Raw genomic sequence first — 17650 nt, forward strand, 5'->3', positions numbered from 1 at the left:
GCGTTCGGCAAGGCCTTCCGGTATCTCCGTTACGTTCGGTATCGACCGGAAGTCGAAGGGATCAGACGGCGAGAGCGGGCGGTGCGCGCGCGAGGGCGGCAGAGAAGCGGTCGCGCGGGTAATACGGCACCAGCACTCGGGGGGCGGTGGCGATACCAGCGGGCGCGGCAGGCGGGGGGGAGAGAAAATTGGTGGCGACAAGCGGCTGATGGGCCCAAAGCGCACAGTAGCCGCATTTTTCCCAGTGATCGGACGAGGCAAGCGAGTGATCCGCGCCATCGTGGCTGCTATGCAGGCGGGTGGCCTGTGGCTGCGCGGGCGGTGCTTGTGCGTCGTCGTGACCGGTGTGTCCGTCGTGGGCCGCTTCACGCTGAGCGTCGGCGCGCGGCGTGGTGTTCGTGCCGAGCGAGGCTTGTGTGCCCTGTACGGTGCAATAGACCGCGAACGGGTCCTGCTGCATCGCGGCGCGCCATTGCGCAATCGCCGGCATGAGCGCTGCCAGCAGGATCGCCAGCAAGGCGATCCCGATTGCGACGCGGTGCTGACGGAGCTTGCGCATGCCTGGGCCGGATGACGAAATGGGAAAAAATCAGGGAACCAGGCATTGTAGGTGCTGTCGCCGAGCGGCGTAAATGCTTTGCGTTCTCATGTAGGGAGCACGCGACAATTTGCCGCATCGGCCATTCGGATGAGTTCGGATGAAAAAAAGAACGCCACAGCCCCCCAGCGTGCGGCGCTCTACACCGGATATCAGAACTTCACCCCCACACCGACGCCGACGATGAGCGGATCGATGTGCAGCGTGCCAAGATCGGTGCCGGCGAGTGACGTATCCGTCTTCATCCAGATCTTCTTGATGTCGATGTTGAAGAACATTGTCTTCGTCATCTGAATGTCCACGCCGGCCTGCAATGCCGGGCCGACGCTGTGGTTCTTGATCGAGATCGGCGTGCCGCCTGCATTCAGATTGCTGTTCCAGAAGCGCGTGTAGTTGATACCCGCGCCCACGTAAGGACGGACCTTGCCGGCGTGGTTGAAGTGGTATTGCAGCAGCAGCGTTGGCGGCAGCACGTTCACACCGCCCAGATGGCCGAGGTTCGACGTGAGTTGATGACGCGACATGCCGAGAATGAGCTCGACGCCGACGTTATCGAGAATCATGTACGTGAAGTCGAGCTCCGGCACGATCGCGTTGTTCACGCTCACGCCCAGCGTCGGCAGCACGCTGCCGCTCGCATGCGAGTCCGGCAGAATGCCGATAGCGCGCACGCGCGCGAGAATGTCGCCGGCATAGATGCCTTGCGAGCTGTCCTTGATGAAGCCGAAGGTCTTCTCCGACGACGGCGCCGCATTGTCTGCGGCGCTTGATTGAGCTTGCGGGTTGGCTTGTGCCGAGGCGGATGCGCTGAAGAAGGCGGCACCCGTAACGAGTGCGGCTGCGATGGCCGCAGCGCCGAGGGAGTGCTTCATGATGATTTCCAAAGTCGTGAGTGAGCACGGCCGATGGTAGAAGCAGGTGCCCGCGGCGAACTTGATGCGCGTCAAGCGCGGGAAAACGCGAGCGTGCCATGCGACAAACTGCCGCGCTTTGGACGGCGATTCACACACGCCCTCCGGAGGAAGTGCACCGCATCATGCGCACGCCCATCGGCTTCGTGTGGTGCAGGCTCAAGCCGGACTCGCCGGCGCCGATCGTGCCTTGAGCTTGCCTGATGCGCCTGCCGGTTTTGGTAGGATGCGGACTTTGCCACGCTTTCCCCCATCGTGAAGCGCCAGATTTCGTCGCTGTTGCATGCCGCCGCTCAAGCCGGCCGTCATGGTCTCCGCCTTCTGCAACCCTTGCAGCCGTATGCGGCTCGCGTTGGGTATCACCTGCGCCATCCCACACGCCGCGGCATACTTATCGCCATTGCGGCCGTGCCATGCCTGCTCGTCGCCTACACGCTGATCCTGATTCCGTTCACGCCGGGCATTCGCGACATCCGGCGGGCCAAGGTCGATCAGCCGGCGCAGATATTGTCGGCAGACGGCAAGCTGCTCGCCGAGTTCCGGCCGTCAAACCGCGAATGGGTAGCGCTCAAGGACGTGTCGCCGAACGTCGTCAAGGCACTGGTCGCCACGGAAGACCATCGTTTCTACGAGCACCACGGCATTGACCTGAAGCGCACCGCATCGGCGGCGCTGCACACGTTCTCCGGCGACCGGCAGGGCGGGTCGACCCTCACGCAGCAACTCGCGCGCAATCTGTATCCCGACGCCATCGGGCGTGCGCCTACGCTTACGCGCAAGCTCAAGGAAGCGATCACCGCACTCAAGATCGAAGCGCTGTACACGAAGCCCGAGATTCTCGAGACCTATCTGAATACGGTGCCGTTCCTGTACAACGCGTATGGCATCGAGATGGCGGCGCGCACATATTTCGACAAGTCTGCCGATCAGCTCGACGTGGTCGAGGCCGCCACGCTCGTCGGCATGCTCAAGGGCAACAGTTATTACAACCCGGTGATCAATCCTGAGCGCGCCTTGCAGCGTCGTAATACCGTGCTCGCGCAAATGGTCAAGTTCGGGGATCTCGACGCCTCGAAGCTCGCCGCGTTGCAAAAGCGCCCGCTGCGCATCAATTTCGAGCGCCAGACCGAAGCGCCGGGGCCGGCCCCGCATTTCGCGCAACAGTTGCGCAAGTGGTTGATCGGCTGGGCCGATCGCAACGACTACAACATCTATTCCGATGGCCTCGTGGTGCACACCACCATCGACTCGCGGTTGCAGACGATGGCGACGCAGGCGCTGACGCGTCAGGCCAATCAGTTGCAAGGCATTGCCGATGCGAACTGGTCGGCCCGCGGCGGCTGGCGCGACAGCACGGCGTTGGTGCAGTCGTTCGTGCGCGAGTCGGCGGAGTATCGCAATGCGGTGGCTGGGGGCGAAGCCCCCGAGGCGGCGATGAAGCGTCTGCTGGCGGACAAGGCTTTCATGCAAAACCTGCGCACGACGAAGACCCGCGTGCAGGCCGGTTTCCTCGCTGTCGATCCGCGCACCGGGGAGATTCGCGCATGGGTTGGCAGTCGCGACTTCACGATCGATCCGTTCGATCACGTGCAGCAGGCGCGCCGTCAGCCGGGCTCGACCTTCAAGCCGTTCGTCTATGGCGCGGCTTTCGTCAAGGGCCGAACACCGGACGATACGATCGTCGATCAGGTGGTCGAGATTCCGCTGCCGGGCGGCGAGATCTGGCGGCCGAGCGACGACAGCGCGCCGACCAACAAACCCATGACATTGCGCGACGCACTGGCGCAGTCGCGTAACACCGTCACGGCGCAACTGATGCAGGACGTCGGGCCGTCGCGCGTGGCCGGGCTGGCGCGGGCGATGGGGGTGCGCGAGAGCAAGCTCGATCCGGTGCCGTCGCTCGCGCTGGGCACGAGCCCGGTTTCCCTCAAGGAAATGGTGGCGGCCTACGGCACTATCGCCGACGGTGGTGAGTATCGCGAGCCGACGATGGTCACCGAGATTACGAACGGCGAGGGCGATGTGCTCGCGACCTTCTCGCCGGCACGTCCGGAACGGGCGCTGTCCGTGAACGACGACTACACGTTGCTCGACACCATGCGCGGCGTCATCAATCGCGGCACGGGCAATGCGATCCGCACGCGCTTCGGCATTCGCGCGGACGTCGCTGGCAAGACGGGCACGACGCAGGACAACGCAGACGGATGGTTCATCCTCATGCAACCGCAGTTGGTCGCAGGCGCGTGGGTCGGTTTCAACGACAGCCGCATTACGCTGCGCAGCGATTATTGGGGGCAGGGCGCGCACAGCGCGTTGCCGATCGTCGGCGATGTTGTCTCGCGGGCGTTGCGCGCGCGAGTGATCGACGCGAACGCGAAGTTCGAAGCACCGGATAACCATCACTGGTACAGCGACTGGTGGACGCGTGCCTCGGACTGGGTGACGGGCCTCTTCGCGAAAAAGCCGGAACCGCAAGCCAGGCCGAAGGTGCCAGCGAAACGACCGGCAGCGCCGGCGCCTGCACCGGCGGTCCCGACCCCCGAGGCGGCGAGCGACGGTGGCCCGTTGCCCGTGCCGGTTGCCTCGGCCGTGCTCGCCCAGCCCGAGTACGCATTGCCCGCGAGCGCCCCGCATGGCAACACGATTCCGGGGGTGCCGGGCGAGTGGAACGGGCCGGGCGGCGCGTCGCCGAATGGTGGATCGTCGCCATCCTCGACAGGGAGCGGCGCGCCGTCTGCGCTACCCGTGACGCCTGCCTCGCCATCCCCGGCGACGGCCAGTCCGCCTACCCCCGCTACCCCCGCCCCCGCGCAGTGACCGGCGGCGCTCGGGCAGGCATGCTGCCTGCCGTGCGCCGGGCGGATTTTCCATAACAGTTATGCCGCATTCTCATGACTGGCCGGCCACCGCCTGCGCTATATTCTCGTGGATATAGCGCAGGCGGTGGCGTCTGCCGCGACACCGGGGAGGACGCGGGCCATGTTCATTCGGCAGTTGAGTTATCTCGTGGCGCTTTCGCAGGCACAGCACTTCCGCCGTGCGGCGGAGCTTTGCAACGTGTCGCAGCCCACGCTGTCCGGCGCGATCCGCAGTATCGAGGAGGAGTTCGGCTTGCCGATCGTGCGGCGCGGTCGCCGTTTCGAAGGCTTTACGCCGGAAGGCGAGCGCGTGCTTGCGTGGGCGCGTCAGGTCCTCGCCGATTGCGAGGGCTTGCGGCAGGAGGCGAGTGCCAGCCGTCGTGCAGTCACCGGATGCCTGCGCATCGGCGCGATACCTACGGCGCTGCCGCTCGTGCCGCTGCTCACCGATGCTTGCCTGCGCGACTTCCCCGGCATGCGCCACGAGGTCTACACGCTTTCCGCGACGCAGGCGCTGCGACAGCTCTCGGAACTCGATCTGGATGTGGGGTTGAGCTATCTCGACGATCCGCGTCTGCGCGAATTCGAAACCATCCCCTTGTTTCGCGAACGTTACGTGCTGATCGCACGCGACGAGTCCGCGCTGGCGGGGCGTACCTCGTTATCGTGGCACGAGGCGGCGAAACTGCCGCTATGTCTGCTGACCGGCAATATGCAGTGCCGTCAGGGGATCGACGCCGCGATGGCGCGGGCGGGCACCTCTGCGTCGCCAAGAGTGGAGACCGATTCGCTCATGGCGCTGTATGCGCATGTGCGATGCGCCAACCTTTTCAGCATCGTGCCGCACAGCGTGCTGTGTCTCGCTGAAATGCGTGACGAGTTGCACGCCGTGCCGTTACAGCCCGCACTACATCGCGAGATCGGACTGATTCTGCGTGAGCGGCAGCCGCGTGCGCCGTTGCTCGAGGCGGCGGTTGCCTCGTTCCGTTCGGTCGATTTGCAAACACGGCTGGACGCGTTGTTACCGGCATAAGCACGTCGCACAGACCGTGCGTAGCAGTATGCCGTGGCATACAATTTCGCGCATGACGCTCCTCATTCGTAACGAAACGCCCGCCGACATCGACGCGATCGAAGCGTTGACCGCCGCTGCATTCCTCAACGCGCCGCACACCGCGCACACGGAACAGTTCATCGTGAATGCGCTGCGTCGCGCCGGTCAGTTGACGGTGTCGCTCGTGGCCGAGGACGAGCGCGTTGTCGTCGGGCATGTCGCGATCTCTCCCGTGACGATTTCCGACGGCAGTGCCGATTGGTACGGGCTGGGGCCCATTTCGGTGGCGCCGGATCGGCAGGGTGAGGGTATCGGCAGCCAACTGATGCGTGCCTCGCTCAATGCGCTGCAATGCCTGGGTGCCGCTGGCTGCGTCGTACTCGGCGAGCCGGCGTATTACGGACGTTTCGGCTTCGTGGCCGAGCCGACCGTCACGCTACCGGGCGTCCCCGCCGAGTACTTTCAGATCGTTCGGTTCGACGCGCCGATACCATCGGGCACCGTGGCTTATCACGATGCCTTTCAGGCGAGCGCCTGACCTCACGAATCGGCATCGCTCGCATAAAGTGCTTGACCTGAAGTCGACTTGAGTTGGCAAACTTCCGGACATGCGCAACGCCGGGCGGATTGCGGGAGATCATGGGGATCGACTGCGGTTCGTGCGGCGCGCACCTTTACGAGGTTTGCCATGACTGCATCCGTCAATCAAGTTCAGGCCGAATTATGGAACGGTGGCTCGGGGAGTGCCTGGGTCGACAACCGCGTCGCGCTCGATCAGATGTTCGTGCCGCTCGCACGATTCCTCATCGACCGCGCCCGCGACACGGCGCAGTGCGTGCCGTCGGGACGATTGCTCGACGTCGGGTGCGGCACCGGTGGCGCGACGCTTGCGCTTTGCGCGGCGCTTGGCGATCGCTGGCAATTCACCGGCGCCGATATTTCCGCGCCGATGATCGACGTTGCCCGTTCGCGCGCCGCGCATGCGCGCGCACCCGTCGAGTTCATCACCGCCGACGTGCAGACGCACGAATTCCCGTCCGCGCACTTCGACCTCATCGTCTCGCGGCTCGGCGTGATGTTTTTCGACGACCCGGTCGCCGCATTCGCCAACCTGCGTGCATCGGCGCGACCCGGCGCCGCGTTGCATGCGCTTGCATGGCGCAGCCCCGCAGAGAATCCCTTCATGACGGTTGCCGAACGCACGGCGGGGCCGCTGTTCGCCAATCTGCCGCCACGTGTGCCGGGCGCGCCGGGCCAATTCGGGTTCGCGGATCGGGAGCATGTCGAGCGGATACTGATCGCAAGCGGTTGGACCGATGTCGCGCTCACGGCCGTGCATTTCGAATGCACATTCGCGCAAGCCGACCTGCGTGAGTACGCGTCTCGTCTCGGGCCTGTCGGGCATGCGCTGGCCCGGCTGGCACCGCACGAACGGGCGGGCGTGATTGACGCGCTCGTCGACGCCTACGCACCGTTCATCGAGAACGGCGTAGTTCGCTTTACCTCGGCGTGCTGGCACATTGCGGCCCGTGCGCCCGACATCTGAGCCATCTCGTTCCTTCTTGATAGGTCTCGCCGATCAACCGATCGGCCGGAACGATTTTCCAAGCATGTCTGCGGCACCGATCATTGGCCTCAATGCAGCGACGTCGTCAGGCGTCGCCATCGCAGACATCTTGTCGATCATCATTCAGGAGCGAGACATCATGGCCAAGATTGTGTGTGTGCTGTACGACGACCCCGTCACCGGATACCCGAAGACCTACGCCCGCGACGATCTGCCGAAGATCGAATGCTATCCCGATGGCCAGACGCTGCCGACGCCGCGCGCCATCGACTTCCAGCCGGGCGCACTGCTCGGTAGCGTGTCGGGCGAACTGGGCCTGCGCAAGTATCTCGAATCGAACGGCCACCAACTGGTGGTGACGTCGAGCAAAGACGGCGATAACAGTGTGCTCGACCGCGAACTGGCCGATGCCGAGATCGTAATCTCGCAACCGTTCTGGCCCGCTTACATGACGGCCGAGCGCATCAAGCGCGCGAAGCGATTGAAGATGATCGTGACCGCTGGCATCGGCTCGGATCACACCGATCTGCAAGCCGCCATGGAACACGGCATCACGGTCGCGGAAGTCACGTACTGCAACAGCAACAGCGTGGCCGAACACGTGATGATGACGACGCTGGCGCTCGTGCGTAACTATCTGCCGTCGTATCACTGGGTGCTCAAGGGCGGTTGGAACATCGCCGATTGCGTGGAGCGTTCTTACGATCTGGAGGGCATGCACGTTGGTACGGTGGCGGCCGGACGGATTGGTTTGCGTGTGCTGCGCCTGATGAAGCCGTTCGGCACGCATCTGCACTATCTCGACCGTCATCGTCTGCCGGCGTCGGTGGAGAAGGAACTGAACCTTACGCACCACACGAGTCTGGAGAGTCTGGCGAAGGCTTGCGACGTGGTGACGCTGAACTGTCCGCTGCATCCGGAAACGGAGCACATGATCAACGCCGACAGTCTGAAGCACTTCAAGCGAGGCGCGTATCTGATCAACACGGCACGCGGCAAGCTGTGCGATCGCGATGCGGTGGCGGCCGCCCTCGAAAGCGGTCAACTCGCCGGCTACGGCGGCGATGTGTGGTTCCCGCAACCGGCACCGGCCGACCATCCGTGGCGGAAGATGCCGCACCATGGCATGACGCCGCACATCTCCGGCACGAGCCTCTCGGCGCAGACGCGCTACGCCGCGGGTACGCGCGAAATCCTCGAGTGCTATTTCGAGAACCGTCCGATTCGCAACGAATACCTGATCGTGCAGGGCGGCAAGCTCGCCGGGGTGGGCGCACACTCATACAGCGCCGGCAACGCCACTGGCGGTTCGGAAGAGGCGGCTCGCTTCAGGAAGTCGGCCTGACGCCTGTGTCAGATCTGACGCTTCACTGTCGTATGGCAAGACCCGCCGGATCGTCGGTCCGACGTCTGGCGGGGCAGTACCTCCTCGTGCATCGTCGCGTTCTCAGGCCGGACCTCTCATCGAGGGTCCGGCTTTTTTTGCCGTCGTACAGGCTCAGGCCGGGCGCTTCGGAATCTCGAGACCGCGAACCACGGCGGGCCGTGCGACGAATGCCGCGAGCACGCGTTGCACGTTCTTGAATTGGGCAAAATTGACCAGATCACCTGCCTCGTAAAAGCCCACGAGGTTGCGAATCCACGGGAATGTGGCGATGTCGGCGATCGTGTAGTCGTCGCCCATGATCCACTGGCGATCCGCCAGATGCTGATCTAGCACGGCGAGCAGGCGCTTCGATTCGGTCACGTAACGCTCGAGCGGACGCTTGTCTTCGTAGTCTTTGCCCGCGAATTTGTAGAAGAAGCCGAGCTGGCCGAACATGGGTCCCACGCCGCCCATCTGGAACATCACCCATTGCAGCGTCTCATAACGCGCCGCCGGATCGGCAGGCAGCAGCTTGCCGGTCTTCTCGGCGAGATACCAGAGAATCGCGCCCGATTCGAACAGCGGCAGCGGCTTGCCGCCGGGGCCGTTCGGATCGAGGATGGCGGGAATCTTGTTGTTGGGGTTGAGCGAGAGAAACGCCGGCGAGAGCTGATCGTCGGTCTGGAAGCTCACCAGATGCACTTCGTATGGCAGCCCGATTTCCTCGAGCATGATCGATACCTTCACGCCGTTGGGCGTCGGCAGCGAATACAGTTGCAGGCGTTCCGGGTGTGCAGCAGGCCACTTACGCGTGATCGGAAACTGGGACAAATCGACGGGCTGATCGGACATGGGGATCGATGCATTCGTGATATGCGGCCAACGTGGCCGCGGGACAGCCAATATAACGCTAAGCGAGTCGATCTGCTGACGATCGCTGCATGGCCGTACCCAGCACGCAACCACGACGGGCAACGTGCCGTCCCTCATCGCCCGTGCGGTTCGTGACATCGGTGTGGCAGGAGGCGTGAATCCCGCTCACGAAATCGTCAAGAATTTTCACCTTGCGCGCTTGCTCATCGCCGCCTTAAATAGAAAACCTTCACGCCGGGTGTCTGGCACACCGACGCGTGAAGTCCTGTCACGATGGCCGGCAAATCCTGCCGCGCTGCCTTCTCTGTCGCGACGTGGCATCCCCCGCCCTCACCGGCGCCACGTCCGGCACCCTCGTTGTCGTTCATATCGCGCATTGCGCAAGGATCGCACCATGAGCACGTTCAAGACGAAGGATGGCACCTCGATTTTCTACAAGGACTGGGGTAAGGGTCGCCCGGTGGTGTTCTCTCACGGCTGGCCGCTGAGTGCCGACGCCTGGGATGCCCAGATGCTGTTTCTGGTGCAGCACGGTTTCCGCGTGATCGCGCACGACCGTCGTGGCCACGGCCGCTCGGCACAACCCGGCACCGGCAACGATATGGATACCTACGCCGACGATCTGGCGCAATTGGTCGACTCGCTCGATCTGAAAGACGCCACGTTCGTGGGCCATTCGACCGGCGGTGGCGAAGTGGCGCACTATCTCGGCCGTCACGGCACGGGCCGCGCCGCACAGGCGGTGCTGATCGGCGCCGTACCGCCCGTGATGGTGAAGTCCGACAAGCATCCTGACGGTCTGCCCATCGGCGTATTCGACGAGATTCGCGCGAATGTCGCGAGCAATCGCTCGCAGTTCTATCAGGATCTGGCCGTGCCGTTCTATGGTTACAACCGGCCAAACGCCAGGAAGTCGCAGGGGGTGATCGACGCGTTCTGGCTGCAAGGCATGTGGGGCTCGCATCTGGGCCAGTATCTTTGCATCAGGGAGTTCTCGGAAGTGGACTACACCGAGGATCTGAAGAAGATCGACGTGCCGACGCTGGTGCTGCACGGCGACGACGATCAGATCGTGCCCATCGACAACTCGGGAAAGCTCAGCGCGCAGATCGTCAAGAACGCCACGCTGAAGATCTATCCCGGTGGCGCGCACGGCATGTGTACCGTCGAAGCCGACAAGGTGAATGCGGATCTGCTGGCGTTCCTGCGCGAAGCATCTTGAGACGTCGCCCCGCATGAAAAAAGGACGGCGGGTGCCGTCCTTTTTTCTTCACGACCTCAGGTGAGGTCCGACGCTCAGGCGTTGTTCAGTACCTTGGCAATGCTGGCGGCCACCACACCAACGTTCTTCTCGTTCAACCCCGCCACGCACATACGGCCCGAGCGGATCAGGTACACGCCGTGCGTGTCGCGCAGCGTATCGACTTGCGCCGCCGACAGACCCGTGTAGGTGAACATGCCGCGCTGCTCGAGGTAGCGCGAGAGCATCGTCTCGGGCACATGGCCGCGCAGGCCTTCGTGAATCGCACCGCGCATGCGCGTGATGCGCTGGCACATCTCGGCGAGTTCGGCTTCCCACGACTTGCGCAGTTCCGGCGTGGCGAGCACCTTGGCCACGATCTTCGCGCCGTGCGTGGGCGGGTTGCTGTAGTTCGAGCGCACTGCGCTCGTCAGTTGACCCAGCACACGATCCGCAGCCTCGGCCGATTCGCAGATGACCGACAGGCCGCCGCAACGCTCGCCGTACAGCGAGAAGTTCTTCGAGAACGAGTTGGCGACGAAGGCCGGCACCCCCTGGCGGGCCAGTTCGCGGATCACAAAGGCGTCGGCGTCGATACCCGAACCGAAGCCCTGATACGCCATGTCGACGAAGGGCAGCAGTTCGCGCTTCTTGAGCACGTCGATCAGTTGCACCCACTGCGCGTCGTTCAGATCCACGCCGGTCGGGTTGTGGCAGCACGCATGCAGCAGCACGACGCTGCGTGCCGGCAGCTTGTCGATGGCGTCGACCATGGCTTCGAATTGCAGGCCGCCGGTGGCTTCGTCGTAATACGGATACGTGCTTACCGTGAAACCGGCGCGCTCGAAGATGAAGCGGTGGTTGTCCCACGTCGGATCGCTCACCCACACTTGCGAGCCGGGGAAGTAGCGCTTGATGAAGTCCGCGCCGACCTTCAGGGCGCCCGAGCCGCCGAGCGTCTGTACCGTGGCGATGCTGCCGGCAGCGCGTGCGGGCGAATCTTCACCAAACACGAGGCCCTGCACGGCGTCGCGGTAGTTGGCGAAACCCGCCATCGGCAAGTACGGCTTCGGACCGACTTCGGCGAGCAACAGGGCTTCGGCCTGACGCACGGCCTGCATGACCGGCAGACGACCGTCGTCGTCGTAATAGATGCCAATGCTCAGGTTGACCTTGTTGGTGCGGGGGTCCTTCGCGAAATTCTCATTGAGCGACAGGATCGGGTCACCGGGGTAGGCATCGATATGTTCGAACATGGCAGTTCCTGGAAAACGAAAGAAATTCGGTCATGCGGGCCGGCAGGGCACGAGGCCGGCCGGGGGATCCCAGCGGCGCCTGCGGCGCTAAACGACCGATGATACCGCTAGTGTGGTATCGCCGGGTATGCCCCGGGCGGCGGGTGCCCGGGGATGCATCGTTTTCTCGCGACCGTTGGCGTCGCTCGCCGCCGCGACGGATCGGCGACGGATCGGCGACGGATCGGCGCCGGATCGGCCTGATCAGCGGGTGGCGCTGGCCGGCACGGGGGCGGCGCTGTTCCTCAGGCGCAGGCGATAGCCAATGCCGAGCACCGCCAGCCATACCGGGATCAGGTAGACCGAGATGCGCAGATCCGGGATCAGGTACATCACGACCAGAATGCCGCCGAGGAATGCGAGGCACACGTAGTTGGTGAGCGGATAGCCGAGGCTCCTGAACAACGTGGTTTCGCCTGCACGCGCCTTGGCGCGGCGGAAGGCCAGATGGATCACGCTGATCATTGCCCAGTTGATGATCAGGGCCGACACGACCAATCCCATCAAGAGTTCGAACGCCTTGCCCGGCATGAAGTAGTTGATCACCACGCACACGGCTGTTGCTGCGGCAGAGACGCCGAGCGCCGCGAGCGGGATGCCCCGGGCATTGACCTTGAGCAGTGCGCGCGGCGCGTTGCCCTGACCGGCCAGACCGTAGAGCATGCGGCTATTGCAGTAAACGCAACTGTTGTAGACCGACAGCGCAGCCGTGAGCACCACGGCGTTGAGCACATGGGCGACGAAGTTGCTGTTCAACTCATGGAAGATGAGCACGAACGGGCTGCCGCCGGTCACGACCTTTTCCCACGGATAGAGCGAGAGCAGGACGCCGAGGGCGCCGACGTAGAAAATCAGAATGCGGTAGATGACCTGATTGGTCGCCCGCGGAATGGTGCGCGACGGATTGTCGGCTTCGGCGGCGGTAATGCCGACCAGCTCCAGTCCACCGAACGAGAACATGATGACGGCCATCGCCATCACGAGGCCCGTCACGCCATTCGGGAAGAACCCGCCGTGCTGCCACAGGTTGGCGACGCTGGCGTCGGGGCCGGCGTTGCCGGAGAAGAGCAGGTAGCCGCCGAATCCGATCATGCCGACGATGGCAGCGACCTTGATGATGGCGAACCAGAATTCCATCTCGCCATACGATTTCACGCTCGAGAGGTTGATGGCGTTGATCACGCCGAAGCACACGAGGGCCGAGACCCATGTGGGAATGGCGGGCCACCAGTACTGCACGTAGATGCCGACGGCGGAGAGTTCGGCCATCGAGACCAGCACGTAGAGCACCCAGTAATTCCAGCCCGAGACGAAACCCGCGAACTGGCCGCAATACTTGTTGGCGAAGTAGCTGAACGAGCCGGCGACGGGTTCGTCGACGACCATTTCACCGAGCTGTCGCATGATGAAAAATGCGACGATGCCCGCAATGGCGTAGCCCAGCAGAACGGAGGGGCCAGCGGTCTTGATGGTTTGTGCGATGCCGAGAAAGAGGCCGGTGCCGATCGCGCCACCTAACGCGATCAATTGGATGTGACGATTCTTCAGGCCGCGGTGGAGCGAGCCTTCTTGTGCTGCATTGCCGGACATGTCTGTTCCTTACCCTACCTTCGTTGCCCCGCGGCGCGCTTCTCTGATTTCGCTCTGTGAGAGCGAATCGGAACCGTTGAGCCGCCATGGCGCGGCGCTTATGGCGCCGTCACCGTGTCCTGTGTGAGCATCGCTTGGCGCGATGCTCGTGTGCCCGGCGCGCATGCCGGGCATGCTGCCGGGTGTCTCCCCTGGACTCAGACCTTGAGCGTGCCGCGCTCGATCTGGTCGCGTTCGAGCGATTCGAACAGCGCCTTGAAGTTGCCTTCGCCGAAACCGTCGTCGCCCTGACGCTGGATGAACTCGAAGAACACCGGGCCGAGCAGGGTCTTCGAGAAGATCTGCAACAGCAGACGCGGCTTGCCGCCTTCGGTCGTTCCGTCGAGCAGAATGCCGCGCGACTTCAGCTCGCCAACCGGCTGACCGTGACCCGGCAAGCGGGTTTCGAGCGCATCGTAGTAGAAGTCGTTCGGTGCGGTCATCAGGTCGACACCGGCCATTTGCAGGCGATCGATGACCTCGAGCAGGTTGTCGGTGAGGAACGCAATGTGTTGAATGCCCTCACCGTTGAAGGCCATCAGGAATTCCTCGATCTGGCCGCTGCCCTTGGCGGATTCCTCGTTCAGGGGAATGCGGATTTTACCATCGGGGGCCGTCATGGCCTTGGAGGTCAGACCGGTGTACTCGCCCGAGATGTCGAAGTAACGGATCTCACGGAAGTTGAAGAGCTTCTCGTAGAAATTGGCCCAGTACGCCATGCGGCCGCGATATACGTTGTGCGTCAGGTGATCGATCAGACGCAGGCCGTGGCCGACCGGATGACGGTCGACGCCTTCGAGGTATTCGAAGTCGATGTCATAGATCGACTTGCCTTCTTCGAAGCGATCGATCAGGTACAGCGGCGCACCGCCAATGCCCTTGATCGCGGGCAGGCGCAGTTCCATCGGACCGGTCGAGATCTCGACAGGCTGGGCGCCGAGTTCCAGCGCGCGGGCGTAGGCCTTGTGCGAGTCTTTCACGCGAAATGCCATGCCGCAGGCGCTCGGGCCGTGTTCGGCGGCGAAGTAAGCGGCTTCGCTGTTCGGCTCGCGATTCACGATGAAGTTGACTTCGCCCTGGCGGTACAGCACCACATCTTTCGAGCGGTGACGGGCCACGAGCGTGAAACCCATCTGTTCGAAGATGGGCTCGAGAACGTTCGGCGTGGGCGACGCGAATTCCACGAATTCGAAGCCCATCAGTTGCATCGGATTATCAAAGAGGTCGGCCATGATCGTCTCGGCTTGGTGAGGTGATTTGTGAGGTGACTGATTCGTTGGACGCGTGCACGCGCCGGGGGTTGTCATCCGAAGTTCGTCGGCGGGTCCGGGCGATGCAACAAAATTGTGATTTGCTGACCGTGCGGTCGGGATAGGGTGTCCTGACCGTTTCATCCGCCGGAACCCCTGGAATGACAAGGATATCGCGTGCATTTTCAACGTTTTCCGGGGCTCAGTGTAAGTGTGTCACCACAAAATAGGATTTCGTAACTGAGGTAGGGAAACCCTAGGTTATGCATTAATATTTCTGAATTCAGGCTTCATGGGAAATAAAAGTGCATAACATCGAGATCGACCGAATCGACGTCCGGCTGCTGGGGATTTTGCAGTCGAACGGGAGAATTTCGAATCTGGAACTGGCCGAGGCGATCAAGCTGTCGCCGGCGCAGACATTGCGTCGTCACCGGCGCCTGGAGGAGATGGGCGTGATCAAGGGCTACGACACGCGCCTCGACGCACAACGGCTGGGATTCAGTGTGGTTGCGTTCGTCCATGTGACGATGGAGCGCGGCCATATCCGCGACCTGTCGAATTTCAAAGGGCTGGTCGCGGAGCTGGCGCAGATTCAGGAGTGCTTCTCGGTGACCGGGGATATCGACTACGTGCTCAAGGTCGTTGCCCGTGACCTGAAGGCGTTATCCGATTTTCTACTTGATACGCTGATGCGCATTCCAGGGGTAAGTGCCGTCAAGTCGAGTGTTTGCCTCGACGAAATCAAGTGCACGTCGGCGGTGCCGCTCTCGGCCTGAGTTCCGGCGCGCGCCACATCGATCAACGCCGAGGAGGTCTCCCCAAGGCAAGGGCGACCGCAGGCGCCACGCCGACGTCCCCTCGTCGCCCGGCAACCGGCCCTGCCCATCATGGGAATCTCGCGAGGCAACACATCATGGTTGACAGCGTCGGAAAATCTGTGATTTCATGTGCCACATGATCACCGCGCAATTCTCCCTCTCGCTACGACTACTAGCCCGCTCCACCGGGCTTGGTCCGTTGCTGCGCGCGTGCATCGTCTGAATTCCTCACTGAAGCACCGCTGATTTTCCCCAGTTACGCCGACCTGAGCCCCGGTTCCTTCAACCGGCGGTCGTAGCTTTTTTGCGTTCATGCGTCGTCCGGTTGACACTTTTGCCGACAATCGAGACAACGCCATGCTGAAGAACCCTGCCACGAAGTACCGCCCGTTCACCCCGGTCAACATTCCGGATCGACAATGGCCGAGCCGCACCATTACGCGCGCCCCGATCTGGATGAGTACCGATCTGCGTGACGGCAATCAGGCGCTGTTCGAGCCGATGGACGCGCAGCGCAAGATGCGCATGTTCAAGACGCTCGTCGCCATCGGTTTCAAGGAAATCGAAGTGGCGTTTCCGTCGGCGTCCGACACCGATTTCAACTTCGTGCGCGAATTGATCGAAGGGGGGCACATTCCCGACGACGTCACCATCGAAGTCCTCACGCAAGCCCGCGACGACCTCATCGAACGCACGTTCGCAGCGCTCAAGGGCGCACCACGTGCCATCGTTCACCTCTACAACGCCACCGCCCCCGAATTCCGCCGCATCGTCTTCAACCTCGACCAGCCGGGCGTGAAGGCGCTCGCCGTGTCTGCCGCCAAGACGATCAAGCGCTGTGCCGACGCCGCGCCCGAGACGCAATGGACGCTGCAATACAGCCCCGAGACGTTTACCGGCACCGAACTCGACTTCGCGAAGGAGGTTTGCGATGCGGTATTCGACGTATGGCAGCCGACGCCGGAGCGCAAGTGCATCGTCAACTTGCCGGCCACGGTGGAGATCGGCACGCCGAACTACTACGCCGACCAGATCGAATGGATGCACCGCAACCTCGCGCGACGCGATTCGCTGATTCTCTCGGTTCATCCGCACAATGACCGTGGCACGGCAGTGGCTGCCGCAGAACTGGCCGTGATGGCTGGCGCGGATCGCATCGAAGGGTGCCTCTTCGGTAACGGCGAGCGCACCGGTAACGTCGATCTCGTCACGCTCGGTTTGAACCTGTACACGCAAGGCGTGGACCCGGGCCTCGACTTCTCGAACATCAACGAAATCGCTCGCACATCGGAAGAGTGCACGCAGTTGCCCGTGCATCCGCGTCATCCGTATGTCGGCGATCTGGTGTTCACCGCATTCTCCGGCTCGCATCAGGACGCCATCAAGAAGGGCCTCGCCGCACAAAAGCCGGACACGATCTGGGAAGTGCCGTACCTGCCCATCGATCCGAGCGATCTCGGTCGCACTTACGACTCGATCATTCGCGTGAACAGTCAGTCGGGTAAGGGCGGGATCGCCTACCTGCTCGAGCAGGCCTACGGCGTGCAGATGCCGCGTCGCCTTCAGGTCGATTTCAGCTCGGCGGTGCAGCGCCATACCGACGAGACGGGCGCCGAAGTCACGGCGTCGCAGATCTGGCAGTTGTTCCAGAAGGAATATGTGGCGTCCAGCGAGCCGGTCACCTACATCGGTCATACGCTCTCGGAGCGCGACGGCCGTCAGCACATCGCCGTGACCATCGATCTTCATGGTCAGCGCACCACTGTGTCGGGTGCCGGTAACGGCCCGCTCGACGCGCTGATGCATGCCATGCGCACGCCGGTGCGCGTGCAGCACTACGAGGAGCGTGCGCTGACGCAGGGTGCCGACGCGCGTGCGATCGCCATTGCGGAGATGGCAGGCGAGACCATCGTCGGCAGTGCGTTCGGCGTGGGTATCGATGCGAATCTGACGACGGCATCGATTCGTGCGGTCATCAGCGGTATCAACCGTGCTTATGCCCGCAGCGACGCGGATGCACAGGCGACGTTCTTCGATGCCGTAATGCGCGACGTGGCCAAGGCCGTCTGAGCGGCTAGCGCGGCATTAACGGAGCAAACGGATCAGCAGGAACCGCAGGAACAACAGGAAGGACGGAAGGAGACACAGGGCAGACGCGTCCTGCGCGGCACGGATCGTGCCCGCAGGA

Annotated in this window: 15 protein-coding genes; 9 read left to right on the forward strand and 6 right to left on the reverse strand. The window is 63.0% G+C overall.

What is annotated here, in order from left to right; translation table 11 throughout:
* Positions 1–61 precede the first annotated feature (61 nt).
* Together PI93_RS03315 and PI93_RS03320 are read right to left on the reverse strand one after the other, a co-directional pair.
* Positions 62–559, reverse strand: a complete 498-nt coding sequence (locus PI93_RS03315; protein ID WP_039368310.1) for a DUF2946 family protein — start codon at positions 557–559, stop codon at positions 62–64.
* Between the two features lie 191 nt (positions 560–750).
* On the reverse strand, positions 751–1470 hold the full coding sequence (locus tag PI93_RS03320) for an OmpW/AlkL family protein (protein WP_039368314.1): 720 nt from the start codon (positions 1468–1470) through the stop codon (positions 751–753).
* 98 nt (positions 1471–1568) lie between these two features.
* On the opposite strand from PI93_RS03320, the gene PI93_RS24930 reads away from it, so the two are divergent.
* The 6 genes from PI93_RS24930 (at position 1569) to PI93_RS03345 (ending at position 8333) form a co-directional block, all read left to right on the forward strand.
* Positions 1569–1703, forward strand: a complete 135-nt coding sequence (locus tag PI93_RS24930; protein ID WP_268893816.1) for a hypothetical protein — start codon at positions 1569–1571, stop codon at positions 1701–1703.
* A gap of 58 nt (positions 1704–1761) precedes the next feature.
* Positions 1762–4326 carry a penicillin-binding protein 1A gene (locus PI93_RS03325; RefSeq protein WP_407945353.1) on the forward strand — a complete coding sequence of 855 codons (2565 nt, stop codon included), beginning with the start codon at positions 1762–1764 and terminating at the stop codon, positions 4324–4326.
* A gap of 162 nt (positions 4327–4488) precedes the next feature.
* Positions 4489–5400: a LysR family transcriptional regulator gene (locus PI93_RS03330; RefSeq protein ID WP_039368317.1), complete on the forward strand. Its 912-nt coding sequence runs from the start codon at positions 4489–4491 to the stop codon at positions 5398–5400.
* Positions 5401–5452: 52 nt separating this feature from the next.
* Positions 5453–5959 (forward strand): GNAT family N-acetyltransferase, encoded by a 507-nt coding sequence (locus PI93_RS03335; RefSeq protein ID WP_039368319.1) that lies wholly within the window; start codon positions 5453–5455, stop codon positions 5957–5959.
* Between the two features lie 150 nt (positions 5960–6109).
* Entirely contained in the window at positions 6110–6967 is an 858-nt protein-coding gene (locus PI93_RS03340; RefSeq protein WP_039368321.1) for a class I SAM-dependent methyltransferase, read from the forward strand.
* A gap of 160 nt (positions 6968–7127) precedes the next feature.
* Entirely contained in the window at positions 7128–8333 is a 1206-nt protein-coding gene (locus PI93_RS03345; RefSeq protein WP_039368385.1) for an NAD-dependent formate dehydrogenase, read from the forward strand.
* 153 nt (positions 8334–8486) lie between these two features.
* Here PI93_RS03345 and PI93_RS03350 read toward each other — a convergent pair whose 3' ends face one another.
* Positions 8487–9206 (reverse strand): glutathione S-transferase N-terminal domain-containing protein, encoded by a 720-nt coding sequence (locus PI93_RS03350; protein WP_039368323.1) that lies wholly within the window; start codon positions 9204–9206, stop codon positions 8487–8489.
* A 415-nt stretch (positions 9207–9621) separates the two neighbouring features.
* On the opposite strand from PI93_RS03350, the gene PI93_RS03355 reads away from it, so the two are divergent.
* Positions 9622–10449, forward strand: coding sequence for an alpha/beta fold hydrolase (locus PI93_RS03355; protein WP_039368325.1), 828 nt, complete (start codon positions 9622–9624; stop codon positions 10447–10449).
* 74 nt (positions 10450–10523) lie between these two features.
* On the opposite strand, the gene PI93_RS03360 is transcribed toward PI93_RS03355, so the two are convergent.
* The 3 genes from PI93_RS03360 to hppD all read right to left on the reverse strand — a co-directional run bounded on the left by PI93_RS03360 (position 10524) and on the right by hppD (position 14623).
* On the reverse strand, positions 10524–11723 hold the full coding sequence (locus tag PI93_RS03360; RefSeq protein WP_039368327.1) for an amino acid aminotransferase: 1200 nt from the start codon (positions 11721–11723) through the stop codon (positions 10524–10526).
* A gap of 243 nt (positions 11724–11966) precedes the next feature.
* On the reverse strand, positions 11967–13352 hold the full coding sequence (locus tag PI93_RS03365) for an amino acid permease (protein WP_039368329.1): 1386 nt from the start codon (positions 13350–13352) through the stop codon (positions 11967–11969).
* Between the two features lie 197 nt (positions 13353–13549).
* Entirely contained in the window at positions 13550–14623 is a 1074-nt protein-coding gene (gene hppD / locus PI93_RS03370) for a 4-hydroxyphenylpyruvate dioxygenase (RefSeq protein WP_039368330.1), read from the reverse strand.
* 323 nt (positions 14624–14946) lie between these two features.
* On the opposite strand from hppD, the gene PI93_RS03375 reads away from it, so the two are divergent.
* Both PI93_RS03375 and leuA read left to right on the forward strand, forming a co-directional pair.
* Complete coding sequence (locus tag PI93_RS03375; protein ID WP_039368333.1) at positions 14947–15420, forward strand: Lrp/AsnC family transcriptional regulator; 474 nt, start codon at positions 14947–14949, stop codon at positions 15418–15420.
* Positions 15421–15819: 399 nt separating this feature from the next.
* On the forward strand, positions 15820–17532 hold the full coding sequence (leuA, locus tag PI93_RS03380; RefSeq protein WP_039368335.1) for a 2-isopropylmalate synthase: 1713 nt from the start codon (positions 15820–15822) through the stop codon (positions 17530–17532).
* Positions 17533–17650 lie beyond the last annotated feature (118 nt).

This window comes from Pandoraea fibrosis (genome assembly GCF_000807775.2).
Lineage (GTDB): Bacteria > Pseudomonadota > Gammaproteobacteria > Burkholderiales > Burkholderiaceae > Pandoraea > Pandoraea fibrosis.

Bases quoted from the DNA above. Each gene is read 5' to 3' on its own strand.
- PI93_RS03340 (WP_039368321.1), top strand. From the start codon at position 6,110: ATGACTGCATCCGTCAATCAAGTTCAGGCCGAATTATGGAACGGTGGC.
- hppD (WP_039368330.1), bottom strand. From the start codon at position 14,623: ATGGCCGACCTCTTTGATAATCCGATGCAACTGATGGGCTTCGAATTC.
- PI93_RS03335 (WP_039368319.1), top strand. From the start codon at position 5,453: ATGACGCTCCTCATTCGTAACGAAACGCCCGCCGACATCGACGCGATC.
- PI93_RS03330 (WP_039368317.1), top strand. From the start codon at position 4,489: ATGTTCATTCGGCAGTTGAGTTATCTCGTGGCGCTTTCGCAGGCACAG.
- PI93_RS03360 (WP_039368327.1), bottom strand. From the start codon at position 11,723: ATGTTCGAACATATCGATGCCTACCCCGGTGACCCGATCCTGTCGCTC.
- PI93_RS03355 (WP_039368325.1), top strand. From the start codon at position 9,622: ATGAGCACGTTCAAGACGAAGGATGGCACCTCGATTTTCTACAAGGAC.
- PI93_RS03320 (WP_039368314.1), bottom strand. From the start codon at position 1,470: ATGAAGCACTCCCTCGGCGCTGCGGCCATCGCAGCCGCACTCGTTACG.
- PI93_RS03350 (WP_039368323.1), bottom strand. From the start codon at position 9,206: ATGTCCGATCAGCCCGTCGATTTGTCCCAGTTTCCGATCACGCGTAAG.
- leuA (WP_039368335.1), top strand. From the start codon at position 15,820: ATGCTGAAGAACCCTGCCACGAAGTACCGCCCGTTCACCCCGGTCAAC.
- PI93_RS03345 (WP_039368385.1), top strand. From the start codon at position 7,128: ATGGCCAAGATTGTGTGTGTGCTGTACGACGACCCCGTCACCGGATAC.
- PI93_RS03365 (WP_039368329.1), bottom strand. From the start codon at position 13,352: ATGTCCGGCAATGCAGCACAAGAAGGCTCGCTCCACCGCGGCCTGAAG.
- PI93_RS03315 (WP_039368310.1), bottom strand. From the start codon at position 559: ATGCGCAAGCTCCGTCAGCACCGCGTCGCAATCGGGATCGCCTTGCTG.
- PI93_RS24930 (WP_268893816.1), top strand. From the start codon at position 1,569: ATGCGACAAACTGCCGCGCTTTGGACGGCGATTCACACACGCCCTCCG.